This is a genomic window from Streptomyces poonensis, assembly GCF_014650915.1.
Taxonomy (GTDB): domain Bacteria; phylum Actinomycetota; class Actinomycetes; order Streptomycetales; family Streptomycetaceae; genus Streptomyces; species Streptomyces poonensis.
The window spans coordinates 186,417-212,793 of sequence record NZ_BMVW01000017.1; the positions used below are offsets into that span (position 1 = coordinate 186,417).

Annotated in this window: 26 protein-coding genes and 2 pseudogenes; 17 read left to right on the forward strand and 11 right to left on the reverse strand. The window is 70.1% G+C overall.

The features are described from left to right. Window positions 1–64 precede the first annotated feature (64 nt). The 4 genes from IE242_RS31340 to IE242_RS31350 all read left to right on the forward strand — a co-directional run bounded on the left by IE242_RS31340 (window position 65) and on the right by IE242_RS31350 (window position 2,885). Window positions 65–1,522: a CynX/NimT family MFS transporter gene (locus IE242_RS31340; RefSeq protein ID WP_373299630.1), complete on the forward strand. Its 1,458-nt coding sequence runs from the start codon at window positions 65–67 to the stop codon at window positions 1,520–1,522. Between the two features lie 216 nt (window positions 1,523–1,738). Further along, window positions 1,739–1,855, forward strand: coding sequence for an SGM_5486 family transporter-associated protein (locus tag IE242_RS38700; RefSeq protein ID WP_268249513.1), 117 nt, complete (start codon window positions 1,739–1,741; stop codon window positions 1,853–1,855). 161 nt (window positions 1,856–2,016) lie between these two features. Then, complete coding sequence (locus tag IE242_RS31345; protein WP_189865334.1) at window positions 2,017–2,238, forward strand: hypothetical protein; 222 nt, start codon at window positions 2,017–2,019, stop codon at window positions 2,236–2,238. A 128-nt stretch (window positions 2,239–2,366) separates the two neighbouring features. After that, window positions 2,367–2,885: a SixA phosphatase family protein gene (locus IE242_RS31350; protein ID WP_189865335.1), complete on the forward strand. Its 519-nt coding sequence runs from the start codon at window positions 2,367–2,369 to the stop codon at window positions 2,883–2,885. A gap of 115 nt (window positions 2,886–3,000) precedes the next feature. Here IE242_RS31350 and serB read toward each other — a convergent pair whose 3' ends face one another. Together serB and IE242_RS31360 are read right to left on the reverse strand one after the other, a co-directional pair. Then, complete coding sequence (gene serB, locus IE242_RS31355) at window positions 3,001–4,209, reverse strand: phosphoserine phosphatase SerB (protein WP_189865337.1); 1,209 nt, start codon at window positions 4,207–4,209, stop codon at window positions 3,001–3,003. Between the two features lie 185 nt (window positions 4,210–4,394). Continuing rightward, window positions 4,395–6,284 carry a streptophobe family protein gene (locus tag IE242_RS31360; protein ID WP_189865339.1) on the reverse strand — a complete coding sequence of 630 codons (1,890 nt, stop codon included), beginning with the start codon at window positions 6,282–6,284 and terminating at the stop codon, window positions 4,395–4,397. A 261-nt stretch (window positions 6,285–6,545) separates the two neighbouring features. Here IE242_RS31360 and IE242_RS31365 point away from each other — a divergent pair, with 261 nt between their 5' ends. Further along, entirely contained in the window at window positions 6,546–9,149 is a 2,604-nt protein-coding gene (locus IE242_RS31365; RefSeq protein WP_189865341.1) for an FHA domain-containing protein, read from the forward strand. Window positions 9,150–9,255: 106 nt separating this feature from the next. Here IE242_RS31365 and IE242_RS31370 read toward each other — a convergent pair whose 3' ends face one another. The 3 genes from IE242_RS31370 to IE242_RS31380 form a co-directional block, all read right to left on the reverse strand. After that, the gene (locus tag IE242_RS31370; protein ID WP_189865343.1) at window positions 9,256–9,969 is read right to left on the reverse strand and encodes a transglycosylase SLT domain-containing protein; all 714 of its coding nucleotides are present in this window, start codon (window positions 9,967–9,969) and stop codon (window positions 9,256–9,258) included. A 361-nt stretch (window positions 9,970–10,330) separates the two neighbouring features. Beyond that, complete coding sequence (locus IE242_RS31375) at window positions 10,331–11,461, reverse strand: S-adenosylmethionine:tRNA ribosyltransferase-isomerase (protein ID WP_189865345.1); 1,131 nt, start codon at window positions 11,459–11,461, stop codon at window positions 10,331–10,333. Beyond that, window positions 11,458–12,153: an SDR family NAD(P)-dependent oxidoreductase gene (locus IE242_RS31380; protein ID WP_189865370.1), complete on the reverse strand. Its 696-nt coding sequence runs from the start codon at window positions 12,151–12,153 to the stop codon at window positions 11,458–11,460. The genes IE242_RS31375 and IE242_RS31380 overlap by 4 nt, the downstream gene beginning before the upstream one ends. A 243-nt stretch (window positions 12,154–12,396) precedes the next feature. On the opposite strand from IE242_RS31380, the gene IE242_RS31385 reads away from it, so the two are divergent. The 3 genes from IE242_RS31385 to IE242_RS31395 all read left to right on the forward strand — a co-directional run bounded on the left by IE242_RS31385 (window position 12,397) and on the right by IE242_RS31395 (window position 14,606). After that, the gene (locus IE242_RS31385) at window positions 12,397–13,542 is read left to right on the forward strand and encodes a GAF domain-containing sensor histidine kinase (RefSeq protein ID WP_189865372.1); all 1,146 of its coding nucleotides are present in this window, start codon (window positions 12,397–12,399) and stop codon (window positions 13,540–13,542) included. Further along, complete coding sequence (locus IE242_RS31390; protein ID WP_189865374.1) at window positions 13,535–14,176, forward strand: response regulator; 642 nt, start codon at window positions 13,535–13,537, stop codon at window positions 14,174–14,176. Before IE242_RS31385 ends, IE242_RS31390 begins: the two co-directional genes overlap by 8 nt. A 190-nt stretch (window positions 14,177–14,366) precedes the next feature. Beyond that, window positions 14,367–14,606, forward strand: coding sequence for a chaplin (locus tag IE242_RS31395; protein ID WP_189865376.1), 240 nt, complete (start codon window positions 14,367–14,369; stop codon window positions 14,604–14,606). A 152-nt stretch (window positions 14,607–14,758) separates the two neighbouring features. On the opposite strand, the gene IE242_RS31400 is transcribed toward IE242_RS31395, so the two are convergent. Further along, entirely contained in the window at window positions 14,759–15,547 is a 789-nt protein-coding gene (locus IE242_RS31400) for an Rv1486c family protein (protein ID WP_189865378.1), read from the reverse strand. 150 nt (window positions 15,548–15,697) lie between these two features. Between IE242_RS31400 and IE242_RS31405 the strand changes: the two genes are divergently transcribed. From IE242_RS31405 to IE242_RS31415, 3 genes are all read left to right on the forward strand, one after another. Then, a complete protein-coding gene (locus IE242_RS31405; RefSeq protein ID WP_189865380.1) occupies window positions 15,698–16,495 on the forward strand; it encodes an ABC transporter ATP-binding protein in 798 nt (265 codons plus the stop codon). Window positions 16,496–16,614: 119 nt separating this feature from the next. Continuing rightward, window positions 16,615–17,046 carry an NfeD family protein gene (locus IE242_RS31410; RefSeq protein ID WP_189865382.1) on the forward strand — a complete coding sequence of 144 codons (432 nt, stop codon included), beginning with the start codon at window positions 16,615–16,617 and terminating at the stop codon, window positions 17,044–17,046. A 139-nt stretch (window positions 17,047–17,185) separates the two neighbouring features. Then, on the forward strand, window positions 17,186–18,133 hold the full coding sequence (locus IE242_RS31415; protein ID WP_189865384.1) for an SPFH domain-containing protein: 948 nt from the start codon (window positions 17,186–17,188) through the stop codon (window positions 18,131–18,133). An 89-nt stretch (window positions 18,134–18,222) separates the two neighbouring features. Here IE242_RS31415 and IE242_RS31420 read toward each other — a convergent pair whose 3' ends face one another. From IE242_RS31420 to IE242_RS31430, 3 genes are all read right to left on the reverse strand, one after another. Continuing rightward, window positions 18,223–18,729 carry an HNH endonuclease gene (locus IE242_RS31420; RefSeq protein WP_189865386.1) on the reverse strand — a complete coding sequence of 169 codons (507 nt, stop codon included), beginning with the start codon at window positions 18,727–18,729 and terminating at the stop codon, window positions 18,223–18,225. Between the two features lie 186 nt (window positions 18,730–18,915). Continuing rightward, a complete protein-coding gene (locus IE242_RS31425; protein WP_189865388.1) occupies window positions 18,916–19,455 on the reverse strand; it encodes a YbhB/YbcL family Raf kinase inhibitor-like protein in 540 nt (179 codons plus the stop codon). 45 nt (window positions 19,456–19,500) lie between these two features. Then, entirely contained in the window at window positions 19,501–20,283 is a 783-nt protein-coding gene (locus IE242_RS31430; RefSeq protein WP_189865390.1) for a sporulation protein, read from the reverse strand. A gap of 185 nt (window positions 20,284–20,468) precedes the next feature. Here IE242_RS31430 and IE242_RS31435 point away from each other — a divergent pair. From IE242_RS31435 to IE242_RS31450, 5 genes and pseudogenes are all read left to right on the forward strand, one after another. After that, a pseudogene (locus IE242_RS31435) lies at window positions 20,469–20,726 on the forward strand (DNA-3-methyladenine glycosylase); the annotation flags it as partial. A gap of 14 nt (window positions 20,727–20,740) precedes the next feature. Then, complete coding sequence (locus tag IE242_RS31440) at window positions 20,741–21,352, forward strand: DNA-3-methyladenine glycosylase (protein WP_189865392.1); 612 nt, start codon at window positions 20,741–20,743, stop codon at window positions 21,350–21,352. A 418-nt stretch (window positions 21,353–21,770) separates the two neighbouring features. After that, window positions 21,771–22,121 (forward strand): hypothetical protein, encoded by a 351-nt coding sequence (locus tag IE242_RS38160; RefSeq protein WP_229859683.1) that lies wholly within the window; start codon window positions 21,771–21,773, stop codon window positions 22,119–22,121. A gap of 1,083 nt (window positions 22,122–23,204) precedes the next feature. Then, window positions 23,205–23,327 (forward strand): hypothetical protein, encoded by a 123-nt coding sequence (locus IE242_RS38705; protein WP_268249514.1) that lies wholly within the window; start codon window positions 23,205–23,207, stop codon window positions 23,325–23,327. A gap of 119 nt (window positions 23,328–23,446) precedes the next feature. After that, entirely contained in the window at window positions 23,447–24,121 is a 675-nt protein-coding gene (locus IE242_RS31450) for a recombinase family protein (RefSeq protein ID WP_229859685.1), read from the forward strand. Between the two features lie 14 nt (window positions 24,122–24,135). Here the strand turns inward: IE242_RS31450 and IE242_RS38165 are convergent, their stop codons facing one another. Together IE242_RS38165 and IE242_RS38170 are read right to left on the reverse strand one after the other, a co-directional pair. Further along, window positions 24,136–25,017, reverse strand: a complete 882-nt coding sequence (locus tag IE242_RS38165) for a recombinase family protein (RefSeq protein ID WP_308436796.1) — start codon at window positions 25,015–25,017, stop codon at window positions 24,136–24,138. Further along, window positions 24,909–25,601, reverse strand: a complete 693-nt coding sequence (locus tag IE242_RS38170) for a recombinase family protein (protein WP_229859687.1) — start codon at window positions 25,599–25,601, stop codon at window positions 24,909–24,911. The genes IE242_RS38165 and IE242_RS38170 overlap by 109 nt, the downstream gene beginning before the upstream one ends. A 58-nt stretch (window positions 25,602–25,659) precedes the next feature. Here IE242_RS38170 and IE242_RS31460 point away from each other — a divergent pair. Then, window positions 25,660–26,061, forward strand: a pseudogene (locus IE242_RS31460) (DNA-3-methyladenine glycosylase); the annotation flags it as partial. Between the last annotated feature and the right edge of the window lie 316 nt (window positions 26,062–26,377).

A 26,377-nucleotide genomic window follows, 5' to 3' on the forward strand; every position in this document is an offset into this window, starting at 1 on the left:
ACCTTCGCACAGGGCGTGGGGAAGCGGTGCACCGGGAGTGGACCGTCATTCATCCCATGATTCTATGATGGGTCTCATGGCAAGCGAGGAGACACGGACGGGGACGTCCGCACCGGTCCACCACCCGGCAGGCGGCTCGGCCGCCGCGGAGCCGGCGGGTGAGACGCCGTCCACGGCGCCCTCCGTGACGGCGACCGCGGTGGCTGAGGCGACACCGGCCGCGGTACCTGCGGTGACACCGACACCGGCCGCGACGTCGTCCACGCGCGCGTGGACGACGCGTCTGGTGGTCGTGGGCATCGTCCTCACGGCTCTCAACCTCCGCCCCGCCATCACCAGCCTCGGCGCCCTCCTCGAAGAGGTGCGCGACGGGCTCGGGATGAGCGGCAGCGTCGCCGGACTGCTCACCTCGGTGCCGCCGCTGTGCTTCGCCGTCTTCGGGGTCATGGCGCCGCGCCTCGCCCGCCGCTTCGGGCCCGGCGCCGTGGTGTGCGCCGGCATGCTCGCGATCGCCATCGGACTGGTGGTCCGGCCCTACGCCGGGTCCACCGTGGGCTTCCTCGTCGCCAGCGCGCTGGCCCTCATGGGCATCGCCGTCAGTAACGTCCTGATGCCGGTCATCGTCAAGCGCTGGTTCCCGGACCGCGTCGGATCCATGACCGGCCTGTACTCCATGGCGCTCGCCCTGGGCACCTCGACCGCGGCGGCGATCACCGTCCCCGTGACCGAGGCCCTGGGCGGCGACTGGCAGTCCGGCCTCGTCGTCTGGGCCGGGCTCGGAGCGGCGGCCGTGCTGCCGTGGATACCGGTGGTACGCGCGCGGGGCGGCGAGGACCGCCCGGAGGGTGCCGCCCGCTCCGGGAAGAGCGGGCCCGGGAGCACCGGTGAGGCCGGTGCCGCGCCGGGCGAGGAGGCACCCCAGGAGCAGCCCCGGGCGCTGCGCATGACCCGTAGCCGTACAGCCTGGGCGCTCGCCGTCTTCTTCGGGCTCCAGGCCACCGCCGCGTACATCACGATGGGGTGGATGGCCCAGATCTACCGCGACGCGGGCCTGTCGGCCGGTACCGCGGGGCTGCTGCTCGCCTTCACCATGGTGATGGGCGTGCCGCTGGCCTTCGTGATCCCGCGGCTCGCCTCGCGCCTGCCCCAACAGGGGCCGATCGTCGTCGTGCTGGGCGTCTGCGGGCTCGCCGGGTACGCGGGCCTGTACCTGGCCCCGGCGGGCGGCGCCTGGCTGTGGGCCTTCCTGCTCGGCGTCGCCAACTGCGCCTTCCCGCTGGCCCTCACCATGGTCGGCATGCGGGCGAGGACCGGGGCGGGCGTCGCCCAGCTCTCCGCGTTCGCCCAGAGCACCGGCTACCTGATCTCGATCCCCGGTCCGCTCCTGGTCGGTGTCCTCTACCAGCACAGCGGCGGCTGGGGTCTGCCGCTCGCGCTCATGGCGGTCCTGATGATCCCGCAGACCGTGATGGGGATCCTGGCCGGCCGCGACCGCACGGTGGAGGACGAGGCGGCGGGCTGACCGCTATCGCTGGGGCGGCCGGATGGCCACTTCCTTACGGGGCAGCCGACTGGCCACTGCCTGTCCAGCGGTCGGCTGATCACTTCCTCACGGGGCGGTCAGCTGACCGCTGCGGATGGGGCCGAGGGGCCACCGGTGCCACTCCGACCGTGGGCGGGACGGGCGAGTCCGGCCCCCTGCGGCGGGAGCGGGCCGTGGGGATGGGACACTGACGGCATGCCTGTGCTCGACCCCAATCCCAAGAACGGCCAGAAGAAGATGCTGCTCGTCTTCGGGTCCTTCCTCGCCATCTTCGTGATCATCGGCGTCATCGCGGCGATCGCCTCGCCCTGACGGCACCCCCATGGTGGTGCTGGCCCCCCATCCCCTAGGGGGTGAGGCTCAGGGTGAAGTGGGTGGATCACCGGATGGGGTGCGCGGCCCGTGTTCCGTAGCTTCTAGGTGTGGCCGCGAGAAGCGGGCCACGGACCCCGCGAAGCCCCATGGAGGCGGCCATGTCGGCCCGAACGCACCCCCGGCCCCACTCGGCGACCACGGGCGGCGTCGGCACCCGGCTGCCCTGGTGGGCGCTCGCCCTGCCCTCGTTCGCCTTCGTCACCCTCCTGCTCCTGATGCTCGACCCGGCGAACGCCCGTGCGGCGAGCGACCCGGCGATACCGCAGTTCATCGTGGGCCTGCAGCACGTGGTGCACGTACTGCTGCACGCGATTCCGTAGGAGGAGTGAAGATCGCGGCACGGAGGAGCGGAGAACGGCGCATTCGGTGCGCACACCCGGTGCGGCAGCCGGTGCGGTGACTCCAACTCCCTGCGCCCCCTGGCGTGTTTCGTGCGAAGCTGGGACCCATGAGCGTCGCAGAACCCCGCAGGATTGTTCTCTTCCGGCATGCGAAGGCCGACTGGCCACAGGTTTCCGACCATGAGCGGCCGCTCGCCGACCGGGGCCGCAAGGACGCCGCCGTCGCCGGGCGCAAGCTCGCCGACTCCGGCGTTCCCTTCGATCTGGCTCTCTGCTCCACCGCGACCCGGACCCGCGAGACGTGGAAGCTCGCCGTTCAGGAGCTGCCGCAGCGGCCGAAGACGGTGTACGAGGAGCGGCTCTACGAGGCCTCGCCCGGCGAGCTGATCGCCGTGCTCAACGAGCTGCCCGACGACGCACGGAGCGTCATCATGATCGGCCACAACCCCGGCGTCCAGGGCCTGGCCGACATCCTGCCCGGCCGGTCCGAGGGCGACGCCCGCGAGCGTATGAACCGCCGCGGTTTCCCGGCCGCCGCCTTCGCGGTGCTCTCCTTCGACGGCTCCTGGAAGAGCCTGGAGCCGGCGGTGGCCACCCTGCTCGACTACTGGGCGCCCACGGAGTAGACCCCGCCGCACCCCGTACGCTGCCGGGCACCGGCAGGGCCCGGCACCGCTCCCGGCGCCGGGCCCTGCTGTGTGCCGTCCGCTGTCGGGCTCCGCCCTGTCCGCTGCCGGCGGCTCACCGGTCCTCGTGCATGTCCGCCGCCTCGACCTCCTCGCGGGTCACCCCGAGCAGATAGAGGACCGTGTCGAGGAAGGGGAAGTTCACGGCGGTGTGCGCGGCCTCCCGTACGACGGGCTTGGCGTTGAAGGCGACGCCCAGACCGGCCGCGTTCAGCATGTCGAGGTCATTGGCGCCGTCGCCGATCGCCACGGTCTGGGCCAGCGGCACCCCGGCCTCGGCGGCGAACCGGCGCAGCAGCCGGGCCTTGCCCGCGCGGTCCACGATCTCGCCGGTGACCCGTCCGGTGAGCTTGCCGTCGACGATCTCCAGCGTGTTGGCCTGCGCGAAGTCCAGGCCGAGCCGCTCCTTGAGATCGTCCGTGACCTGGGTGAAGCCGCCCGAGACGACGCCGACCTGGAAACCGAGCCGCTTCAGCGTACGGATCAGCGTGCGCGCCCCCGGCGTCAGCCGCACCTCACTGCGCACCTTGTCGACCACCGAGGCGTCGAGCCCCTTCAGCAGGGCCACACGCGCGTGCAGCGACTGCTCGAAGTCCAGCTCCCCGCGCATCGCGGCCTCGGTCACCTCGGCGACCTCCTTCTCGCACCCGGCGTGCGCGGCGAAGAGCTCGATCACCTCGTCCTGGATGAGCGTGGAGTCCACGTCCATCACGACCAGCCGCTGGGCCCGCCGGTGCAGCCCCGCCGCGACCACCGCCACGTCGACACCCAGCGCGGCCGACTCGGTCACCAGGGCGGTCCGCAGCGTCTCCGGCTCCGCGCCCGACACCGCGAACTCCACCGCCGTCACCGGGTACTTGGCGAGCCGGAAGATCCGGTCGATGTTGCCGCCGGTCGCCGTGATCCGGGCCGCGATCCTGGCCGTCGACTCCGCGGTCAGCGGGTGACCGAGCACGGTGACGAGCGACCGCCCCAGGCCGCGCGGCCGGTTGTCCCCGATGCCGGAGATGATCTCCGCCTGCATCTTCATCGACTCGGCCCAGCTGTGGACGGTCGCCCGGAGATCCCCCTCGAGTCCACCGGGTGGCGCGGTCACGAGCGCGCACAGCACGATCCGGCCACGGGTGACGACCTGCTCGATGTCGACCACGTCGACGGAGTAGGCGGCGAGGGTGTCGAACAGGCCGGCCGTGATGCCCGGCCGGTCCTTGCCGAAGATCTTGACGAGAAGAGTGGGGACGTCAGAGGTCTGCGAAGCGCTCATGGTGCTCCCACCGTATCCGGCACCCCGTTTCTTTGGCCCCTCAGGTCCGCCTGGCGGACAGAGAACACTGCATGACGCTCCAGTGACGTCCACCTTGATCGCGAAGGACGCTTCGAGCGCCCCCGTACATCACGTATGACCCCTACATCCCGTACGCCGCCGAACGTCCCGTACGCCACCGAGTCTCACCGTCCCGGCGGCCTCGTCGGAGGCGGGGGCGGCGGGGGCGGAGGCGGAGGGGGCGGAGGCTCGTCGTCCGGTGGAGGTGGCGGCACCCACCAGTCCCGGGCCCCGCGCCTCGGCGGCTGCGAGGGGCGCCTCGGGGGCGGAGCGATCGGCTTGTCCACGGTGGGCGCACCGTACACATCGGGACCACCCGCACCCCCTGTCCCATGTCCAGCCCCACTCCCGTCTCCTCTGTCTCCGTCCCCTCTGCCCCAGTCCCCCTTCTCCCCGTACCCCCTGTCCCCGCTCATGGCCGGACGCGCATCCTCCGGTTCCCCGAGTCCGTCCGGCAGTCGCAGATAGGGGTTCGTGGCCGGGTTCGGCGGTCGGTACGGCGTACCCGGCGTGTACGGTCCCGACCGCACCTCCTCGCTCCACGCTCCGGCGTGGGTGCCGACGCCCCGCGCCGTTCCCGCGGCACCGCGCGCCAACGCCGTGGCCCGGCGACCCGCCGCCCCGCTCACGCAGGCCAGCAAGGCCCCGGCGGCCCCCGCCCCCACGCCCCACAGCGCGCCCAGAAGCAGGGCCGCCCCCATGTGCCCGCGCAACTCGGCCTCCGCCCCGAACGCGTCGAGACCGAACACCGACAGCGAGGCGTCCACCGACACCTCCGTCAGCCGGACCAGCAGCGGCAGCGCCAGAGCCGTCACCACCCCGAGCCGAAGGGCACAGCGCCCCGCGAAACCGAGCGGATTGGGGCCTCGTGCATCGGCACCGGCCGACCGACCGGCGGAAGGGCCACCCCGTCCTCGTACGAACGGCGTACGTACGGCGGTCAGCACCCCCGCGCAGAGCATCATGAGCGCGGCCGCGGCCCCCAGCAGCCAGACACGGCCGTCCAGTTCGGCGAGGCGGCCGAGCGTGACGGGCTCTCCAATGCCGCCGCGGAGCAGGTCGTCGAGCGGGTCGGGCAGCAGCCGGGCCAGTACCCCGGTCGCCGAGCCGTCCCAGGGCACGAGGAGGCCGACCGCGGCGCCCAGCCAGACCCCGTTGGGCGCACCGAGCAGCGCCGCGCCCGCGATCCGCCTCGGGTGGGCGTCGCCGATCGCCGCGTACGCCGCCGCCACGAGCCCGGCCAGCACTGCCGTCAGCAACACGGTGACCAGCGCGGACACGGCGGGCCGTACCACCCGGTGCACCGCGGCCCAGCCGGGCGGCAGGGGAGTGCGGCGCGAGGCCAGCAGGGCGATCAGCAGGACGCCGGCGCACCAGAGCAGACCGCCGAGCAGCGTGGCGGCCGTGTCGACGGTGAAGCCGACTCTCGCGTTCGCGTCGGCGAGGTCCCCGAGCCGGTCCGGCAGCTGCCCGCCGATGTTCCCGAGATCACCGAGCCCCGGTACCTCGATGCCGTTCGCGCCGCCCCCGCCGGGCAGGTCGTCGAGCCCCAGGCCGCCGCCGTCGAGGGTGATGACGCTGTGACCGGCCCAGGAGAGCCCGCCCATCAGGGCGACGAACAGCGCGAGCACCGCTCCCGCGCGCGCGAGGAGTTCGGCGGGCGCCACCAGGGCTCCCGCCCCGCGCAGCGACCGCAGGAAGAACCAGGACAGCAGCAGCGCCCCGACCAGCCCCACACCCAGGGGCGTGATCTGTACGGCGGTCGTGGCCTGCGCACCCTCCAGGCCGAAGACCGAGACGTCACCGGACGGCCTGACCGAACCGCCCGCGCCCAGGGCCACCACGGCCGCGGTCATGGGCCCGAGCGAACCCGCCGCGTCGGCCCCGAGCAGATGCAGACCGAGTGCGGCCGTCCCTGCCATACCGATCAACGCCCAGCTCACCGCCGCGATCGCGGAGAACAGGACGTCCCCCCAGGGCACCCTCCTGCGCTGCTGCGCGGTGTCGGTCCTCATGGTCAGCCCCCAGTCCGCGTCGCGGCCTTCCCGCGGGTATGTCCCCCTCGCGGTGAATGACCACTCTCCGGCCGGGTTTCCACCCCGTCAACGGGGTCGGCCGCGGCCCCGGTGCCCACGCGGCGCAAGGTCCGGCTTCCGGTCGGAGTGTGCGAATTCCGGAATGGTTCCCCACGATGTGCGACATCCCTAGACTCCCTGTGAGCGGGGTACCTCGGGGGACAACGGGGTATCCCGGGGGACGACTCAGTGGGGCGTGGAGTGCCGGAACTCGTACTCGAATCCAACGGACGAACCTGGACGCTCGATGCGTCCAGGACCTACACCCTCGGGCGTGATCCGCAGGGGGACATCGTGTTCGACGACGCCAGAGTGTCCTGGCGGCACGCCACGATCAGCTGGACCGGCCGCAGCTGGGTCATCGAGGACCACGGCAGCACCAACGGCACGTTCGTGCAGGGGCACCGGATCCATCACCTGGAGATCGGCCCCGGTTCCGCCATCCACCTCGGCAACGCGACGGACGGCCCGCGGCTGAGTCTCTCGTCCGCCACCCCCGCCGTCGCCTCACCGCACGCACAGCCGAAGCCTCAGCAGGGCCCCCAGCAACCGTACGTGGCGCAGGGCGCGACCCCCGGCTGGGCGGCCCAGCAGGCGGCACCTCAGCAGGCCGTACCCCACCAGGCAGCCGTACCGCAGCAGGCCGCGTCCCGGCCGGGCGGGCGGAAAGAGGCACCTCAGGCGGCGTCGGTCCCGCAGCAGCCGATCCCGGAGCAGTCGATCCCGGAGCAGCAGGGTCCCGGTGGTGGCGCGGGGGTGCCGCCGGTGTACGGCGACCGCAGCCCGACCACGTTCCACCAGGTGGCTCTCGGCCGGGTCATGCGCATCGGCCGGGCGCTCGACAACGAGCTGGTCGTCTCCGATCTGCAGGTCTCGCGCCGGCACGCCGAGTTCCACGCCACGCCCGACGGCCGCTTCGAGATCCGGGACCTCGGCTCGCACAACGGCACGTTCGTCAACGGCATACCGATGGCCAAGGGCGGTTCCGCGCTGCTCGGCCCGAACGACATCGTCGGTGTCGGCCACTCCACCTTCCGCCTCGTCGGCGACCGGCTCGAGGAGTTCGTCGACACCGGTGAGGTGTCCTTCTCGGCCCGTCACCTCACCGTCACGGTCGACGGCGGCAAGCAGATCCTCAAGGATGTCTCCTTCGGCGTCTCCGAGAAGTCGCTCGTCGCGGTCATCGGCCCGTCCGGCTCCGGCAAGTCCACGCTCCTGAAGGCCCTGACCGGCTACCGCCCGGCCGATGAGGGCGACGTCCTCTACGACAACCGGAACCTGTACAAGCAGTTCGCCGAGCTGCGCCGGCGCATCGGCCTGGTTCCGCAGGACGACATCCTGCACAAGGAGCTCACGGTCAGCAGGGCACTGAAGTACGCGGCCAAACTGCGCTTCCCCGCCGACACCACCGCCGCCGAGCGCGACGCCCGGATCGACGAGGTGCTGCGCGAGCTCAAGCTGGACATCCACAAGGACAAGAAGGTCACCTCCTTGTCCGGCGGCCAGCGCAAGCGGGTCTCCGTGGCCCTGGAGCTGCTCACCAAGCCGTCGCTGATCTTCCTGGACGAGCCGACCTCCGGCCTCGACCCGGGCATGGACCGCGACGTGATGCAGCTGCTGCGCGGCCTCGCCGACGACGGCCGCACCGTCCTGGTGGTCACCCACTCCGTGGCCGAGCTCGCGCTGTGCGACCGCATCCTGGTGATGGCGCCCGGCGGGTCCGTCGCCTATTTCGGCCCGCCGGAGGAGGCCCTCAACTTCTTCGGCTATCCCTCCTGGGCCGATGTCTTCTCCGCGTTCGAGAACTACCGCGACTACGACTGGGCGGGCCGCTGGAAGGGCTCCCAGCACTACCAGATGTATGCCGCGGACATCGACGCGGTCGCCCCGCAGTCGGCGCACATGCCGCCGCCGCAGGCGATGCGGCCACCGAAGCCGCAGGGCTGGGCCTCGCAGCTGGGCACCCTGGTCCGGCGGTACGTTTCGGTCATCGCCTCCGACAAGGGTTTCCTGGCCCTGTCGGTGCTTCTGCCGGCGGTCATCGGCGCGGTGAGCCTGCTCATCGACCCGGACAAGACCCTGCTGGTCCAGGTGGACGAGAGGACCGGCGGGGTCAAGCCCAACAGCACCGCCACCACCGTGCTGCTGATCCTCGCGGTCGGCGCGTGCTTCGCGGGCGCCGCCAACTCCGTCCGCGAGCTGATCAAGGAACGGGTCATCTACGAGCGGGAGCGGGCGACCGGCCTGTCACGTTCGGCCTATCTGATGTCCAAGGTGATCGTCCTCGGCGCGATCACGGTGCTGCAGGGTGCGATCGTCGGCGTGATCGGCTTCGCCAACCGTGAGATCCCCCCAGAGGGCCTCATCCTCGGCAGCGGCAAGGCCGCCGTCATGATCGAACTGTCGATCCCGCTCATGGCGCTCGGCTTCACCTCGATGATGGTCGGCCTGGTGATCTCCTCGCTGGTGCGGACACCCGAGCCGACCATGCCGTTGCTGGTGATGTTCGCGATCATCCAGGTCGTGTTCACGGGCTGCCTGTTCATCCTGCACGGCACCCCGGGCGTCAACGAGGTCTCGTATCTGATGCCGTCCCGCTGGGCCGTCGCCGCCGCCGGCACCACGCTGGACTTCAACCGGATCAGCCCGAACACCGAGGACCCGGCCGGCACGGACCCGCTCTGGGACCACGAGGCGTCGGCGTACCTCATCGACATGGCGGCCCTGCTCGCCCTCGCCGCCGTCTGCGCCTTCCTCGTGGCCCGCTTCCTGCGCCGCCACGAGCCGGAGGTCATGCGGAAGTAGTCCCGCGACCGGCGCACGGAACGCGCGAAGGGCGGCACCCTCCAGGGGGTGCCGCCCTTCAGCGCTACTGGACGCTACTGCGCGCTACCGAGTGCCTCGCAGTGGCTCAGTACGGGCCGTTGACGTTGTCGATCGAGCCGTACCGGTCGGCCGCGTAGTTCGCGGCGGCCACGATGTTCGCCACCGGGTCGTAGATGTTCTTCGAGGTGCCCTCGACGTGGTACGCCTCGAAGGTCGGCGGGATCACCTGGAGCAGGCCCTTGGACGGCACGCCGTTGATGGCGTTGATGTCCCAGTTGTTGATCGCGTTCGGGTTGCCCGAGGACTCCCGCATGATGTTCTTGTGCAGCCAGTAGTACGAACCCGGGATGTCGTGCTTCTTCATGATGTCGAGCGCCTCGCGGATCCAGCCGTCGAGGTTGTCCGGGTACGTCTTGGCGGCGACCTGCTGGACCGCCACGCGCTCGGCGGACCGGCTGGCCGTCTCCTGCCCGCGCTCCTCGGCGGCCTTCTTCTCGGCGGACTCGGAGGCCGTCTTCTTCTCGGACGTCCCGGCCGCGGCCTGCTGCTTCGCCTTGGCGGTCTCGGCCTTCAGGCTCGCACCGGCGAGCTGGTCGGTGACGCTGGCCTTGACGTCCTTGATCTGCTGCTCGCTGTACACCACCGGAGCGGTCGCGGAGTCCGCGGCCGTGGTCTGACCACCACCGGGCACCAGGCTGATCGCGACAGCGGCGGCACCGAGGCCGGCGACACCGGCGAGCGAGAGCTTGTGAGCCTTGGTCAGGCGACCATGACCCTGGACGGGGGTGTTCTGGGGCATGACTGATGGACCTCTTCGAATAGCGGAGGCCGCTCCGAGACCGGGAAGGACATGAGGTTTCCGGCACAAGCGCTGCGGGTAGAAGCCGCGGCTTGCCGAGCGACGTCAGCCATTGTTAGCGGCCGCAAAATTGCGTGGCAAAGGTGTGACGTACGATCCGGGGTAGTGGAGACCGGTATGGCGAAACGGGGCAAACAGGTATGTCTGCCCCGCTCACCGGAGTCTTTTGGCTCTCCTAGCGGCCTTCGTACGTGATGCGCACCCTATGCGCGGCCTCACATGAAGCGCACTGCGTTCTGACCTAGAGTTGCTAGAGCAATGCTCTCTGTGAGGGCTTTCCGGGGGAGGGCCTACGAGGGCCCTACGCGAGGAGGAGATGCACGTCGCCGAACTCGTGCCAGAGGTAGCGCCCGCGCAGCGCCTCCCGGTACGCGTGGTCCACCGCCGTCCGCCCCGCGACCGCGTCCAGCATCATCAGGTGCGAGGCCTCCGGCTCGTGCAGCCCGGTCAGCAGCCCGTCCACCGCCCGCACCCCGCGCTGCGGGGTGACCACCAGATCGGTCCAGCCCCGCGCGGCGCGCACCACCCCGTCGCGCCCGGTGGCCGACTCCACGGCCCGCACCGCCGTCGTACCGACCGCGACGACCCGGCCGCCTTCCTGTGGCTCACCACCACCCTGCCGAGGAAGTGCTGCGCGTCCTCTCCGTCCGGCCCTCACCGCGTTGATCAGCCGCGCCGACGCCTCCGGCACGGCGAAGCGCTCCGGATACGGTGGCTCGTGCGCCTCCGCCGACGCCACACCGGTGTGCAGCGTGACGGGCGCGAACTGCACGCCCCGGCTCACCAGCTCCGCCACCAGCCGCGCGGTGAAGGGCCGGGCCGCGCTCGGCATCTCCGCGCTGCCCGTCCCGTCGGCCGACGGCAGCGCGAACACCGTCTGGTACGCGGACAGCGGCTGGTCCCGCTCCGTGTACGAGTAGCGAATGGGCCGCCCGTGGACCCGCAGCAGCTCCGGTACGTCGGCGCCCACCACCCGAGCCCACCACAGCCGGACGCCCTCCGCGCTCAGCGGCTCCTCCAGCACGAGCCGTACGTCACCGGGCAGGCGCACCTCCTTTCCCGCGGGCGCGCCCGCACGCGCGCGTGTGGTGCCCCTTCCGTCGGGTTCGCGCAGCTCGACGGCCCAGCGCCCGTCGTCACCCAGGGTGGAGAAATGCACCACCACGCGCGCGTGCCCGACCCGGCCGTCCACGGCGGCCGCCAGCGTGGGGGAGGTGTTGACCACGAGCAGGTCACCGGCCCGCAGCAGCCGGGGCAGCTCCGGAAACGCGTGATGCGACACCTCCGTACCGCACGACACCAGCAGCCGCACCGCGTCACGGTCCCGGGCCGGCCCCCGCTGCTCGGCGGGCACCCGGGCCGACAGCTCCTCCGGCACCTTCCCCCACGCGCGTCCGTACACGGGCGGCGAAACCCCCACCGCGGTGGTCATCGCCCCTCCAGCAGGGACGGCGCGCCGTAACGGCCACTGGCGGGACGCTCGTCGAGCAGCCGCAGGAAGCCCGGGACGGCACGGTCCGGCGCCGGCCGCGACCCGTCGTCGTCCGGTACGGCCGCCGCGTACAGGTCCGTCGCCATGTCCCCGGGATCGACCGCCCACACGCGCAGCCCCGGCTCCTCCACGGCGAGGACCGCCGACAGATGATCGAGGGCCGCCTTCGAGGCGCCGTACCCGCCCCACGTCTCGTACGCCTCCGCGGCCGCGTCCGAGCTCACGTCGATCACCGCGCCCGCCGACGAGGCCCGCAGCAGCGGCAGCGCCTCCTGCACCAGCCCCAGCGCCGCCACCACGTTCACCTCCAGGGCCCGCCGCAGCCCGTCCAGGGACAGCCCCTCCAGCCGTACGAGGGGCTCGGCGCCCAGCGCGCTCGCGTTGTTCACCAGCAGGTCCACGCCGCCCAGCCCGCGGGCCGCCGCCACCAGGGCGGACCGGTGCCCGGCGTCCGCGACATCCCCGGGCAGGGCCTCCACGCGCGTGCCGTACGCGGCCAGCGTGTCCGCCGTCCCCCGCAGCACCTCGCCGCCTCTCGCGTCCAGCACCAAATCCCAGCCGCGCCGGGCCAGGGCCGCACCGAGCGCCCTGCCCAGCCCCTTCGAAGCCCCCGTGATGATCGCCACCGGCATGACGTCCGTCCCCTCGTCGCCACGACGGCCGCCTCCGGCCGTCCCCTGACAGCCGCTCCCGGCGGACGGCCCGTACGGCTCCGCCCCGCCCGGCGGCTGCCCTCACCGTAGGAATCCGGCCGTCCCGGCCGCCTCGTGCGCGGGCCGCAGAGCGCCGGGGCCCTTCGCCCTAGGCCCGGCGCCCTAGCCGGGCCCGTCATGCGACCGATCCGGGCTGTCACCCCCCGCGGGTACCGTGAGGCCATGAGTCACGGTCCACGGTCCGGCCTGGCCGCGGTGAGCTCCGCGCTGCTGGCCATGAGCAGGCATCTCGAGGTGCGCGACGTCCTGAAGACGATCGTCGCCTCGGCGCGCGAGCTGCTCGACGCCCAGTACGCGGCGCTCGGCGTCCCCGACGACCACGGCGGCTTCGCCCAGTTCGTCGTCGACGGCGTCAGCGACGAGCAGTGGAAGGCCATCGGCCCGCTCCCGCGCCAGCACGGCATCCTCGCCGCGATGCTGCACGACGCGAAGCGGGAGCGCCTGGCCGACGTCCGCAAGGACCCCCGCTTCGGAGGCTGGCCGAACGCCCACCCCGACCTCGTCGACTTCCTGGGCCTGCCCATCCGCGACGGCGACGAGGTCATCGGCGCACTGTTCCTGGCGAACAAGGACTGCCCCAAGCCGGGCGGAGGCTGCGGCTTCACCGAGGACGACGAGGAACTGCTCGCGATCCTCGCCCAGCACGCCGCGATCGCCCTGACCAACGCCCGCCTCTACGAGCGCAGCCGCGAGCTCACCATCGCCCAGGAGCGCTCCCGCCTCGCCCACGAGCTGCACGACGCCGTCAGCCAGAAGCTCTTCTCCCTGCGGCTGACCGCCCAGGCCGCCGCCGCCCTGGTCGACCGCGACCCGTCCCGCGCCAAGGGAGAGCTCCAGCAGGTCGCCGCGCTCGCCGCCGAGGCGGCCGACGAGCTGCGCGCCGCCGTCGTCGAGCTGCGCCCCGCCGCCCTCGACGACGACGGACTGGTCGCCACCCTGCGCACCCAGGTCCAGGTCCTCGACCGCGCCCACACCGCGCGCGTGACCTTCACCGCCCAGGGAATCCGCGCCCTGCCCGCCGCCCAGGAGGAGGCGCTGCTCCGCGTCGCCCAGGAGGCCCTGCACAACGCGCTGCGGCACTCGGGCGCCGAGCGGGTCGACGTCACCCTGGAGCGGCACGGCGGCGCGGCGGTGCTGCGCGTCACCGACGACGGCGACGGCTTCGACCCGCGGTCGGTACGCCGCGCTGGACGCCACCTCGGCCTGGTCTCCATGCGGGACCGGGCGAGCGGGGTCGGGGGCCGGCTGACCGTGGAATCGGCGCCCGGCAAGGGCACCACGATCGAGATGGAGGTCCCTGGTGGCTGACGCAATCGAAGTGCTGCTCGTCGACGACCACCAAGTGGTCCGCCGGGGCCTGCGCACCTTCCTGGAGGTGCAGGACGACATCGAGGTCGTGGGGGAGGCGTCGGACGGCGCCGAGGGAGTCGCCCGCGCCGAGGAGCTCCGCCCGGACGTCGTCCTCATGGACATCAAGATGCCGGGCATGGACGGCGTCGACGCGCTGCGCAGACTCCGCGAACTCGGCAACCCCGCGCGCGTGCTGATCGTCACCAGCTTCACCGAGCAGCGGACGGTGGTCCCGGCCCTGCGCGCGGGAGCCGCCGGATACGTCTACAAGGACGTGGACCCGGACGCCCTCGCCGGAGCCATCCGCTCCGTGCACGCCGGGCACATCCTGCTCCAGGCCGAGGTCGCCGGCGCCCTCCTGTCCCAGGAGGAGAGCACCTCGGGCCAGGGGAGGGGCGGCTCGCTCACCGAACGGGAGCGCGAGGTGCTCGGCCTGATCGCGGACGGCCGCTCGAACCGTGAGATCGCCCGCGCACTCGTCCTCTCCGAGAAGACGGTCAAGACCCATGTCTCCAACATCCTGATGAAGCTCGACCTCGCGGACCGGACCCAGGCCGCGCTGTGGGCGGTGCGGCACGGTGTGACAGGGTGATCGCATCGGATGACGGGCTGATCAAAGCCGGTGCGACGGAATGACGGACCACTCGAAAGGTTCTGTCCCGGACCGAGATACACACAGTCGTGTGGATGTCCCCCGGATGGCGCACCCTGACCGGTTCCGGGCCGTTCCCCAGGGCGTGCTGCGCAGATCGCCGCAGTGGTTCCCGAGGGAGGACTGAGAAGTGAAGAACCTCAAGAAGGCCGCCGCCGTCACGCTGCTGGCCGGCGGTCTGGCCGCCGCCGGAGCGGGCACGGCCTCCGCGAGCTCCGGCGCGAGCGGCGCGGCCCTGCACTCGCCGGGCGTGGTCGCGGGCAACCTCGTCCAGGTCCCGGTCCACGTCCCCCTCAACGTGGTCGGCAACACCGTCAAGGTCGTCGGCGTCATGAACCCCGCCTTCGGCAACAAGGGTGTCAACCACTGACGCCCTCCGTACGACCGGTGACCACCGGCCTCCCGGACACCCACGAGGCCGTCACGGAGCCCCGCGAGCGGAACGGTTCGCGGGGCTCCGCCGTGCACCGAGGCCGGAGCGGCGCCGTAGGGCCACCACCCGACGACGCACAGCACCGGGCCTCAGCGCATCCTCTTCTCCCGCTCCTCCACCACGGCGTTGTACGCCGCCACCTGCGCCCGCCGTGCCGTCCGCTCCACGGGGCGCAGCGCCGCCGCCCGCGTGGCCATCTCCGACGCGCTCACCGCGCCCCCGTGCCCGTTCTCGTAAGCCAGCGAGATCAGCAGCCCCACCCGCTGGGCCAGCTCCAGCACCCGCACCGCACGCGGCGGATATCCGGGCGCCAGCACCTCGCGCCCCCCTTCGGCCCGCGCCCGGTAGGCGTCGATCGCCGCCTCCGCCACCGGCCCCGAGGCCGCCACGTCCAGCCGCGAGAGCACCTCCGTGGCTTCCCGCAACGCCTCCGCCAGCTCCCGCTCGGCCTCGCCCAGGGACGGCACGTCGGCCGCCGGCGCCTCCCGTACCGGCAGGCAGTGCCAGACGACCTCCACGTGGACATCCCCGGCGGGCCCCGCCTCGTACACCTCCGGCACCAGCCCCAGCGCGGCGCCGTGGCACACCACGGCCTCCTCCGCGTCGATCGCCCGCTTGTTGAACTCGGGCGGACCGCTCAGACCGAGCGGATGCCCGGGCTGGGGCAGCGCCACCCGCAGCCCGGTCGTGCCGAGCGCGCGCAGCCGCCCCAGGGCGAGCGAGAGACCGACGGGCCCCGCCTCCCCGGGCAGCCCCTCCACCCGGTGCACGGCGTCCTCCCCGACGATCGCGAGCACCGCGTCATCAGGTGGGACAAGTCCGGTAATCAGGGCATTACCCCATGCGGCGAGGCGTCCTGAGCGTGGTTCGGAGAGCATGTACCCACCCTAAGGACCGGCCGATGGAATGGTCCGCCTGGCCGGTGGCGTAGATTTCCTAGAGGGCTTTCGTCCACAGGCGAGGGTCGCGCCCACAGGCGTACGCGACAGCCGAGACCGGCCGACACTGCAAGGGGAGACAGCGCGCTCATGAGCGATGTTCTGGAGCTGGAGGACGTATCCGTGGTCCGCGAGGGCCGCGCTCTGGTGGATCAGGTCTCCTGGTCGGTCAAGGAGGGCGAGCGCTGGGTCATCCTCGGCCCCAACGGCGCCGGCAAGACGACCCTCCTGAACGTCGCCTCCAGCTACCTCTTCCCGAGCAGCGGCACGGCCACCATCCTCGGCGAGACCCTCGGCCGGCCCGGCACCGACGTCTTCGAGCTGCGCCCGCGCATCGGCGTGGCCGGCATCGCCATGACCGAGAAGCTCCCCAAGCGCCAGACCGTCCTGCAGACCGTGCTGACCGCCGCGTACGGCATGACGGCCACCTGGAACGAGGACTACGAGGAGATCGACGAGCAGCGCGCCCGCGCCTTCCTCGACCGCCTCGGCATGAGCGAGTACCTCGACCGGAAGTTCGGCACCCTCTCCGAGGGCGAGCGCAAGCGCACCCTCATCGCCCGTGCCCTGATGTCCGATCCGGAGCTGCTGCTCCTGGACGAGCCCGCGGCCGGCCTCGACCTGGGCGGCCGCGAGGACCTCGTACGCCGCCTCGGCCGCCTCGCCCGTGACCCGATCGCCCCGTCCATGATCATGGTCACGCACCACGTGGAGGAGATCCCGCCGGGCTTCACCCACGTCCTCATGATCCGCCAGGGCAAGGTCCTCGCAGCAGGCCCGCTGGAGCTCGAGCTCACCTCGCGCAACCTCTCCCACTGCTTCGGCCTGCCGCTTGTCGTCGAACAGATGGGCGACCGCTGGACCGCCCAGGGCCTTCCGCTGTCCTGACGGTTAAGGCCGTCCGGCGCTCCGTGAGTTGGGCCGGCCGGCCACGCAACAGGGGCGCGGACCCTTCCACTTGATCGTGCGCCCTGTCGGCGGAAGGATCGCGGTCCTACCATGACCATGTGGACAGCATCGACGCATGGGTGTGGTGGCTGATCGTCGCGGTCGGGCTCGGAATCCCGCTCGTCCTGACCGCGATGCCGGAGTTCGGCATGCTCGCCGTGGGCGCCGGCGCGGGTGCCCTGACCGCGGCCCTCGGTGGTGGCGCCGTGGCGCAAGTGCTCGTCTTCGCCGCCGTCTCCGTCGCGGGCATCGCCGTCGTACGGCCCCTCGTGGCCCGGCAGCGTGCCCAGCGGCCGCAGCTCGCCAGCGGTGTGGACGCGCTGAAGGGCAAGCACGCCGTCGTACTGGAACGGGTCGACGGCAGGGGCGGTCGCATCAAGCTCGCCGGTGAGATCTGGTCGGCGCGCTCCCTCGACGCGGGACAGGTCTACGAAGTGGGCCAGGAAGTGGATGTCGTGGAGATCGACGGGGCCACGGCGATCGTCATGTGACCTCCCGGGAGCTCGTGGGACCCAACTGCGCCGAACGCCCCACCCGGCAGTCGGCGGTCTGACAGACTCGACCAGCAAGATCTTCGACAACCATAAGATCCTCCGAAAGCGCCGAGGCGGAGAAGGGTACGGGGAGCCGATGGAACCGATCATCATCGTCCTGATCATTCTGGTGGTGCTGGTCTTCATCGCCCTGATCAAAACCATTCAGGTCATCCCCCAGGCCAGCGCCGCCATCGTGGAGCGCTTCGGCCGCTACACACGGACGCTGAACGCGGGCCTGAACATCGTCGTCCCGTTCATCGACACCATCCGCAACCGCATCGACCTGCGCGAACAGGTCGTGCCCTTTCCGCCCCAGCCGGTGATCACCCAGGACAACCTGGTCGTCAACATCGACACGGTCATCTACTACCAGGTCACCGACGCCCGCGCCGCGACGTACGAGGTCGCCAGCTACATCCAGGCGATCGAGCAGCTCACCGTCACCACGCTCCGCAACATCATCGGCGGCATGGACCTGGAGCGGACCCTCACCTCGCGTGAGGAGATCAACGCGGCGCTGCGCGGTGTCCTCGACGAGGCCACCGGCAAGTGGGGCATCCGCGTCAACCGCGTCGAACTCAAGGCCATCGAGCCGCCGACCTCCATCCAGGACTCGATGGAGAAGCAGATGCGCGCCGACCGTGACAAGCGCGCCGCGATCCTCACCGCCGAAGGTATCCGCCAGTCGCAGATCCTCACCGCCGAGGGCGAGAAGCAGTCCGCGATCCTGCGTGCCGAGGGTGAGGCCAAGGCCGCCGCCCTGCGCGCCGAGGGCGAGGCCCAGGCGATCCGTACGGTCTTCGAGTCCATCCACGCCGGAGACCCCGACCAGAAGCTGCTCTCGTACCAGTACCTCCAGATGCTCCCGAAGATCGCCGAGGGCGACGCCAACAAGCTCTGGATCGTTCCCAGCGAGATCGGCGACGCCCTCAAGGGCCTTTCCGGCGCCGTCGGCAACTTCGGCCTCATGGGCGGCGGTCCGGGCGGCGCGGCTCCCTCCGGCGGCACGGAGCGCCGCGAGAAGCCGTCGGTCACCGACTGACACGACCGGCAGACGTGATGCGGCTGGGGGCCGCCTTCCAACGGAAGGCGGCCCCCAGCCGCATCACGTCTACTGCTGTGGGCGATGCCTCAGGCCGCGCTCTGCGCCAGCCACTCCGGCAGTGCCTCGAAGTCGTCCTGCGCCAGCGCCAGCAACATCGCGTCCGCGGGCGTCGGCTCGAACGGCTCCCGCAGCAGCGGCATACCCGCCTGCTCGGGCGTACGGTCCGCCTTGCGGTGATTGTCCTCCGCGCACGACGCCACGGTGTTCAGCCAGGTGTCCCCGCCGCCTCGCGACCGCGGCACCACATGGTCCACGGTCGTCGCCCTTCTGCCGCAGTACGCGCACCTGTGCCGGTCACGTACCAGGACACCTCGCCTCGACCACGGAGCCCGTTGTCGGAACGGCACCCGTACGTATCTGCAGAGCCTGATCACCCGGGGCGCCGGTATGTCCACCGCGGCGCCGCGCATGCGCAGTTCGGGGTGAGCCTGCTCGACAACGGCCTTGTCCTGCAGCACCAGCACGACGGCGCGGTTCAGCGTCACCGTCGACAGCGGCTCGAAGCTCGCGTTGAGTACCAGCGTGTCCCGCACTCCAGCCCACCTCCCATGTGCACCGGCCCACCCCCTGGCGGGCTGGATCAACTCTGGCCGGGCACGCCGAGATGGACAACGCAATAAAAAATGCCCGCCTCCGATCACTTCCATGACCAGAGGCGGGCAAACGTTCAATGAACGTCGGGATGCGCCAATTCGCGTCGACTTTCCGTCAGTTCCCGATCAGCTCTCCGCGGAAGCCGCGTACTCACCGATCAGCTGCGCACGCGCGAGCGTGTGGAACCGCAGGTTGAAGCCCACCACCGCGGGCGAGGCGTCCGAGTCCACGCCGAGCTTCTCCTGGTCCACGGCGTACACCGTGAACACATAGCGGTGCGCCGGGTCCCCGGCGGGCGGAGCGGCACCTCCGAAGTCCTTCGTCCCGTAGTCGTTGCGCGCCTGGACCGCGCCCTCGGGCAGCCCCTCGAACGTGGCCGTGCCCGCGCCCGCCGGCAGCTCGGTCACCGAGGCCGGGATGTCGAACACGACCCAGTGCCAGAACCCGCTCCCCGTCGGGGCGTCCGGGTCGTAGCACGTCACGGCGAAGCTCCTGGTCTCCGGCGGGAAGCCCTCCCAGCGCAGCTGCGGCGAGGTGTTGCCCTCCGCGTGGACCTGAGCGTCCTTGAGGGTCGCGCCCTCCTGGACATCCTCGCTCGTGACCGTGAACGACGGCACGGCCGGGTGGAAGTCATGGGGAAGCGGGGGCCGCTTGACCTCGGTCACCTCGTACCTCCTGGTGAATTGGAATGACCTGTTCCGGAGTCGAGCCTAGAACCAGCTGCGCTTGCTGCCGACCTCGGACAGCCACTGGTTCAGATACGCCGCCCAGTCGGTCTGCTGGTAGCCGTTCAGCCCCACCTTGAAGGCGCGGAAGGAGTCACTGCCCTCGCTGAACAGCCCCGGCCGCTTGTCCATCTCCAGTACGACATCCATCTCGTTCTGGTCCGCGACGAAGCTCAGCTCCACCTGGTTGAGCCCGCGGTACTGCTGCGGCGGGAAGAACTCGATCTCCTGGTAGAACGGCAGCTGCTGCCGCGTACCCCGGATGTGGCCGCGCTCCAGGTCGGCGTTCTTGAACCGGAAGCCCAGCTGGATGAAGGCGTCCAGGATGGCCTGCTGCGCGGGCAGCGGGTGCACGTTGACCGGGTCGAGGTCACCGGAGTCCACCGCGCGCGCGATGGCCAGCTCGGTCGTGACACCGATGTTCATCCCGCGCAGCGGCTGCCCCTCGATCATCGTGAGCGGCGTCTCCCAGGGGATCTCCAGCCCGAACGGCACCGCGTGGATCGCCTCGGCCTTCAGCTCGAAGGCACCACCGAGCCGCACCTTGTGGAACTCGATGTCCTGCTTGTACTCCTGGTCGCCGCTCTCCACCTCGACCTTGGCCTGAAGACCGACCGACAGCCCCTCGATCTGCTGATCCACGGAGCCGCCCTGGATCCGCACCTCGCCCTGGACGACACCACCCGGGACGACATTGACCTCGGTCAGCACCGTCTCGACCGAAGCGCCACCGGCCCCCAGGCTCGCGAGCAGTCGCTTGAACCCCATGACTCTTCCTCCCCAGGCAACGCCTGTGCTCTGTGTGCAGCTCCGCACCGTACGGACCCTTGATCCCTACCAACGCGATCCGGCCGTGACCGGTTCCGTGCCCTCACCCTCCCAAGGCGGGGGCCTCCCGGCCACCCATGGGCGTAGCAAGGGACAGCCACCCGTCTGCAGTACGCTCGTACGGCATGATCGCGACCCCTGACCGTACGCCCCTACCTCGGCACTTCTTCGACCGCCCCGTTCTGGAGGTGGCACGAGACCTCCTGGGCCGCGTCCTGGTGCACACCACTCCGGACGGCCCGATCGAGCTCCGCCTCACGGAGGTCGAGGCGTACGACGGCACGAACGATCCGGGATCCCACGCCTATCGCGGCCGCACCGCCCGCAACGGGGTGATGTTCGGCCCGCCCGGACACGTCTACGTCTACTTCACCTATGGCATGTCAAGGCAGTCAGCATGAACCTCGCCGACCTCGCTCACCCCGCTGAAGAAGTCGCCCCCAAGCTGCTCGGTGCCGTCCTCACTCACGAGGCACCCGAGGGAACCGTGAGCATCACCATCACGGAGACCGAGGCGTACTCTGGTGCGGCCGACCCAGCCTCCCACGCCTACCGGGGCAGAACACCCCGCAACGCCGTCATGTTCGGACCGGCAGGACACCTGTACGTATACCGGTCTCACGGTCTCCACTGGTGCGCCAACATCGTCACCGGGACAGACGGTATCGCTTCAGCCGTCCTCGTCCGGGCAGGCAGGATCATCGAAGGGGAGGATCTGGCGCGCAAGCGGCGAGGGGGCATGGCCGAGAGTTCACGTCTGGCGCGAGGGCCGGGGAACTTCTGCCAGGCGCTCGGCATCACAGCAGAGCACAACGGCGCACATCTCCTGGCGGGCGCCTCGGTCACGCTGTCCGAGGGCGAGCCGGTACCCGCCGCCCTCATCCGCGTTGGTCCTCGGGTAGGCGTGAGCAAAGCCCACGACTGGCAGCACCGCTTCCACCTCGCCGGTGATCCAACGGTCTCGGCGTACCGACTGAGCCCGAGAGCCAAGCCGTCCGCCGGAGCCTGAGCCGCTGTGCGCCTCGCTCGCGGCTCGCCGGCCGGTCGGCGGGTGGTGTTGGGCCGCAGATGCGTGATGGCTCGCGAGCGTGGCGCGTGACGCGTTCTTGGCCGGTCTGTGACTGCTGGCGTGCGCCGATTCGGGGCCGGAGGGATGACACCCCTTGGTGTGTTCTCCAAACACCACACGGGAGGGCTCCTTACTGGGGTCCTCCCTTCCTCGTGTAACGTGCGTCGGCCAGGTCACCGCCGTCGCTCCCGACCGCACGAGACCGAGTCCAGGCCCGAAGCCTAGGGCGTCACCTGTGAAGAAGGATCGCGCCAACCATGGCCGATCCGCCCCCGCGAAGAAGGGAGATCCATGTCCCGCCGTCAGGCGGGGAGCACTGGCGCACTCGTGTGCGCCTCACAGGAAGGAGCCGCAACCAGTGGCTATCAGCTTCGGCCATGACCGCCCGTGGGGCGGGGTCTCGCAGGTGGAGTACCGGCGCATGGCGAAGGAAGCTCGACTCCAGCTTGCCTACCGTGTGCACTTCGCTGCACTCGGGTGGGCTGACTGCCAGGGGCATGCAGCTTTCGATGCCGGGAAGCTCGCCAGCCTGTTGAGCAAGGATGGCAAGCCCTTGTCCGAACAGAGCACCAACAACGCGATAGCCCGCGCCAAGGCGCTGAGCCTCGTCTCTCCTTACTCGGGGGCTGCCTGTCTCGTGCTCGGCTCTCACATGTTCCAGGCGGGCAAGGGTGTGCCGGTACCGTGCCGTGTCCGCCTAGACCGTTGACTACATGCTGGACGTGTAGCCAGCACACGTCTCACGTGTACCGACATAGGTGATGACCTGTGAAAACATTCGCGTCCTCTTATCTGTCTGTCTCCTTCACAGTGCGGCCCCGCAGGGGCCATAAAGGAAGCCACCTACCTACGTTCGAGGCCAGTGGGGCGCTGCCGCGCACCGTCTCTCGGCTAGAGCAAGGCTGGCAGGCGGAAGGGCAAGAGTGGCCCCAAAGGAGTTGACAGAGCCAGACGGCCTCGAGCAACGGCGAGCGGAGCAGGAAGCGCGGAAGCGCCCCCACAACCAGGAACAGCGGCGAAGAGGTGAGCAGGAGAGGGGCGGCCGGCGGCCGCCACAGCCCGAAGCGGCTTCGGTAAGGCGTCCCCGGAAGGGCCCGACAGAGCTAAACCCTTCACGAAGTACGGGGCGCTGCCGCGTCCCAAAGACCGTGCTACGTCTTCCGCCGCTGCACGAGGGATGGCGCTTCGCGCAAAACTGCAACGCACCGATACGGAACCTGGCATTCACGTTCAAATTTGGACAGTGAAGGCCCATCCTGAGCAGATGGAGTTGCTCACCGTCCTGCTTACGGCCACCGGTGCGTTCTTCCAGATACTTGCCTACTACCGCCCCCCACAGCCGCGACAGACACCTCGAACTGAGGATCGCCGAGTCGAGGGCGAGCCCTCAGACGCTCCACATCGGCAGCGTCCAGAATCCCCGCCACCCCCGCCACCCCCGCCGGCCCAGGGCGACCAGGAACGTCCACCACGCGCACGCACCAGCGCGGTGCGGCGGAGGTTACAGGCAGTGTCGTTCGTCTGCTTGGCCTTCGCCCTCGCCACTGCAGTCAGCACTGGCGGTGCTGAGGTAATCGCCTTGGTGTCACTTGCTTCCGTGATCGCCGCGATCTTCACATACTTCGTGACGCGTTCCCGCAGATGAAAGCACGTTCCTCGCGCCAAAGAGGCCCCCGAAACCGTGGCAGGATTTGAGCAGCTAAGACACGGCGGTCAGGCGCCCGATTCGAGGGGGTCATACCCCCACCCTCCGACCGGCTCCGTGTTCGCCGCTGGCCTTACGATCCGACACATGATCAATATCTCTTGGGCGCTGATAGCCGAGCATGTAGACGAGTGGTCAGGACCGGACGCAGAGCAAGGCGCAGTCATCCTGGAAGCCAAGGTGTGGGCCGCGGTCGACACGGCGTCATGACTGCCCGAAGTGTCAGGCCCCCGCCGGTAGCCCCTGCCGTACCGGCGCAGGCAAGGTGGCAGCGAGCTACCACACGGGCCGCTTCAACTCTGGTCCCCGCACTGAAGGCCGAACTAACGGTGAAGACTCCCGCCGACCGCAACCTGTGCAAGCCCTGGGCCGCCGGCCCCGTTGTGCCGAAAGCCGTAGAGGCGACGCCGGGCACAGCGATCCGCATCGGTTACGCCCGGTGCTCCACGGTCGGACAGGAACTTCAGTCGCAGTTGGATGCGCTGGCCGCAGCACAGTGCACGCGCGTGTTCTCCGAAAAGATCAGTACCCGTGTGAAGGAACGGCCGGAGCTGGACAAGGCGCTCACCCTGGCGCGGGAGATAAGGGCGGCAGCTCCGGGCCAGCCGGTCATCCTGACCGTGGTCGAGATGAAGCGTCTTGCCCGCAACGCTGCCGAGCTGATGACTCTGTCCGCCGCTCTCCAGGCGGACGGTATCCAACTGAAGCTCCTGTCCGGTCCGCTCCAGGGCGTGTACGACCCGAACGGTGCAGGCGCCATCGTCTTCGCCGTGCTGGCCGTGGCCGCCGAGGTGGAGCGGGAAGGCATTCGGGAGAAGACGTTGGAAGGGCTGGACGCTGCGGCCCGACAGGGCCGACACGGCGGCCGTCCGTCAGTGGTCGATGAAGACAAGCTGGCCATAGCCCGAGCTCGTCATGCCAAGGGTGAGAGTGTCACAGCGATCGCTGAGGCCCTGGGAATCTCACGGGCCACCCTGTACCGGCACATCGGTGAGACCACCTGAGACAGGCGCAGAACTTACGGGTTCCGGAAGGAGATCCGGCAGTGGTCCGGCTTGAACTCTCGGACTCCTCGACCTCTCGGCATCAGCTCGACGAGTTCGCAAACCTGCATGACGACCGTCCGTGCGTAGTCGATCCGGTCGGGGTCTTCGTAGTCCAGCTCCTCCCACAAGTACTCGACGTCCCCCAGGTCTACCCGCACTCGCTTCGCTGCCAGGTCTGCCAGTTCAGTCCGAATCTTCGCCAGGTCGGCATCACACCTGCCGATGCCTGCCCGCATGGTCGATGCGTCGATGTCTCCTACAGCGAACATCTCCGCCAGGGCGGTACGCCTCTCGGAGGTAGCCACCTCCTGGGCCAGTAGCTCGGCCTCGCGCTCCTCGTCTACGGCATCCGTGGCCGGAGCCTTGTTCCACTTCTCGGCCTTGTCGATGACCTCCCGTACAACGAAGGAGTCAAGAGGGTCCGCCGGGCACGTGATGCACCGGCCACCTGAACAGGTGTAGATCCTGTATCGCTCACCTGCCGCGTTCTTCTTGCTCCACCCCTGCGTCACGACGGCCTGACACTTCGAGCAACGGACCACGCCGGACAGCAGAGCCTTGCGCTCTCCTCCGCCGCCCGTGTTGCGCTCAGGGTCGCTTAGGTAGCGAGCCAGGGCACGGAACATGCTCTCGGAGATGATCGGCTCCCAGTTGCCTGTGCCGGTCTCCTCAGTCACACGTACGCGTCTCCCGTCCGGCTTCTCGACCCACTGGGAGTACGTCTGCAGGCCGGCGTTCCTTGGCTTCAAGAGGACGCCCCGGAGGTTCGAGCTACGCCACTCCTTGCCGTGTGGCGAAAGCAGCTCGCGAGCGTTCCAGTCCTTTGCGATGGACCACAGGGAGACTCCAGCCAGAACATCTCGGAAGCCTGCCGCAGAGCTTCCGCCTCCTCCTCGCGATGGGTGCCGTCGCGCTCGAAGCCGAAGGGGCGGGTGCTCCAGAAGGGCCTGCCCGATTCCCTGCGGCGCTGATGACCGAGCACCTGACGCTCTACTCGCATCTCGGTTTCGTTCTCGGCGACCGCAGCGCCGATACGCGCAGCCAGGCGACCCGAAGGGGTCGCCAAGTCCAGGACTCCCTGAGCCTGTGCGGCGGCCAGATGAACGCCGGTCTCCTCTGCCAGGTCGACCAGCTCGACCAGGTCCCGTGTTGTGCGGTAGAGGCGGTCGTAGTGTCTGGCTACGACGACGTCGGCCTTACCTGCGCGAACCAGCTCGACCACGTGTCTCCAGCCTTCACCGCGCGCCGATACCTTGCGGCCCTCAACGGTGCGGAACTTCGATGCCGAAGAATCCTTCTCCGTGATGACCTCTATGACGGTCCAGCCGTTGCGGTCGCAGAGTGCTTGGCTCAGTTTGACCTGTTGTGTGAGGTTCCCACCCTTGGACTCCTCACCCCTCGGCGTTGGGCTAAGCCTGGCGTAGATGATCGCTCGCACTGACTGTCTCTCTCCTGCTTGTCGTCTTGCTCGATGATGCAACGACATACATGCTCAGTACGTCACCTACGGCATGTGGCACTGCATGAACCTGGTGTGCGGACCGGAGGGCCGGGCGAGCGGAGTCCTGCTGAGGGCCGGTGAGGTCGTGGAGGGCGTCGAGCAGGCCCGCAAGCGACGGATCTCGGCCCGGAGCGACAAAGAACTGGCCAAAGGTCCGGCCCGCCTCGCCACGGCACTGGGAGTGGACCGGGCCATGGACGGCGCGGACGCCTGCGCCGGCCCCGACAGTCCCTTCGCCGTCCTGCACGGCACTCCCGTGAGATTCGACCAGGTACGCAGCGGCCCGCGCACTGGTGTCGCCGGCGAGGGAGGCGTCCACCCGTGGCGCTTCTGGATCGCGGACGACCCGACGGTGAGCCCGTACCGCGCCCACGCGCCGCGTCGGCGACGCACTTGACGCGACCCTGAAGACTCCGTAACGTAGCCCGAGCCGCTTGAACCGGGTACGGCTATCAGCCTGCAGCCGGAAGCGGCCAACCCACTACCTGATCCTTACCCCCAGCGGGGCGGGTTTCGGCGTGTCCGCATGCCTGAAATCCGGATCCGCGAACTCGATTATGAGTTGGCGCGGGAAACGGTTAACGTAGTGAATGTCGAAAGGCCGCGAGGGAAAACCTCCGACCAGTAGACGGCCGAAAGGCAAAGCCCGCTGACTGGGAATCAGGCCCGAAAGGATCTGATAGAGTCGGAACCGCCGGAAAGGGAAACGCGAG

Excerpts from the sequence above, each read along its gene's own strand:
- IE242_RS31385 (WP_189865372.1), top strand. The coding sequence starts at position 12,397 with ATGAGTCACGGTCCACGGTCCGGCCTGGCCGCGGTGAGCTCCGCGCTG.
- serB (WP_189865337.1), bottom strand. The coding sequence starts at position 4,209 with ATGAGCGCTTCGCAGACCTCTGACGTCCCCACTCTTCTCGTCAAGATC.
- IE242_RS31415 (WP_189865384.1), top strand. The coding sequence starts at position 17,186 with ATGGAACCGATCATCATCGTCCTGATCATTCTGGTGGTGCTGGTCTTC.
- IE242_RS31405 (WP_189865380.1), top strand. The coding sequence starts at position 15,698 with ATGAGCGATGTTCTGGAGCTGGAGGACGTATCCGTGGTCCGCGAGGGC.
- IE242_RS38700 (WP_268249513.1), top strand. The coding sequence starts at position 1,739 with ATGCCTGTGCTCGACCCCAATCCCAAGAACGGCCAGAAGAAGATGCTG.
- IE242_RS31370 (WP_189865343.1), bottom strand. The coding sequence starts at position 9,969 with ATGCCCCAGAACACCCCCGTCCAGGGTCATGGTCGCCTGACCAAGGCT.
- IE242_RS31400 (WP_189865378.1), bottom strand. The coding sequence starts at position 15,547 with ATGCTCTCCGAACCACGCTCAGGACGCCTCGCCGCATGGGGTAATGCC.
- IE242_RS31345 (WP_189865334.1), top strand. The coding sequence starts at position 2,017 with ATGTCGGCCCGAACGCACCCCCGGCCCCACTCGGCGACCACGGGCGGC.
- IE242_RS31440 (WP_189865392.1), top strand. The coding sequence starts at position 20,741 with ATGAACCTCGCCGACCTCGCTCACCCCGCTGAAGAAGTCGCCCCCAAG.
- IE242_RS38705 (WP_268249514.1), top strand. The coding sequence starts at position 23,205 with ATGATCAATATCTCTTGGGCGCTGATAGCCGAGCATGTAGACGAGTGG.
- IE242_RS31430 (WP_189865390.1), bottom strand. The coding sequence starts at position 20,283 with ATGGGGTTCAAGCGACTGCTCGCGAGCCTGGGGGCCGGTGGCGCTTCG.
- IE242_RS31360 (WP_189865339.1), bottom strand. The coding sequence starts at position 6,284 with ATGAGGACCGACACCGCGCAGCAGCGCAGGAGGGTGCCCTGGGGGGAC.
- IE242_RS31375 (WP_189865345.1), bottom strand. The coding sequence starts at position 11,461 with ATGACCACCGCGGTGGGGGTTTCGCCGCCCGTGTACGGACGCGCGTGG.
- IE242_RS31350 (WP_189865335.1), top strand. The coding sequence starts at position 2,367 with ATGAGCGTCGCAGAACCCCGCAGGATTGTTCTCTTCCGGCATGCGAAG.
- IE242_RS31380 (WP_189865370.1), bottom strand. The coding sequence starts at position 12,153 with ATGCCGGTGGCGATCATCACGGGGGCTTCGAAGGGGCTGGGCAGGGCG.
- IE242_RS31340 (WP_373299630.1), top strand. The coding sequence starts at position 65 with ATGATGGGTCTCATGGCAAGCGAGGAGACACGGACGGGGACGTCCGCA.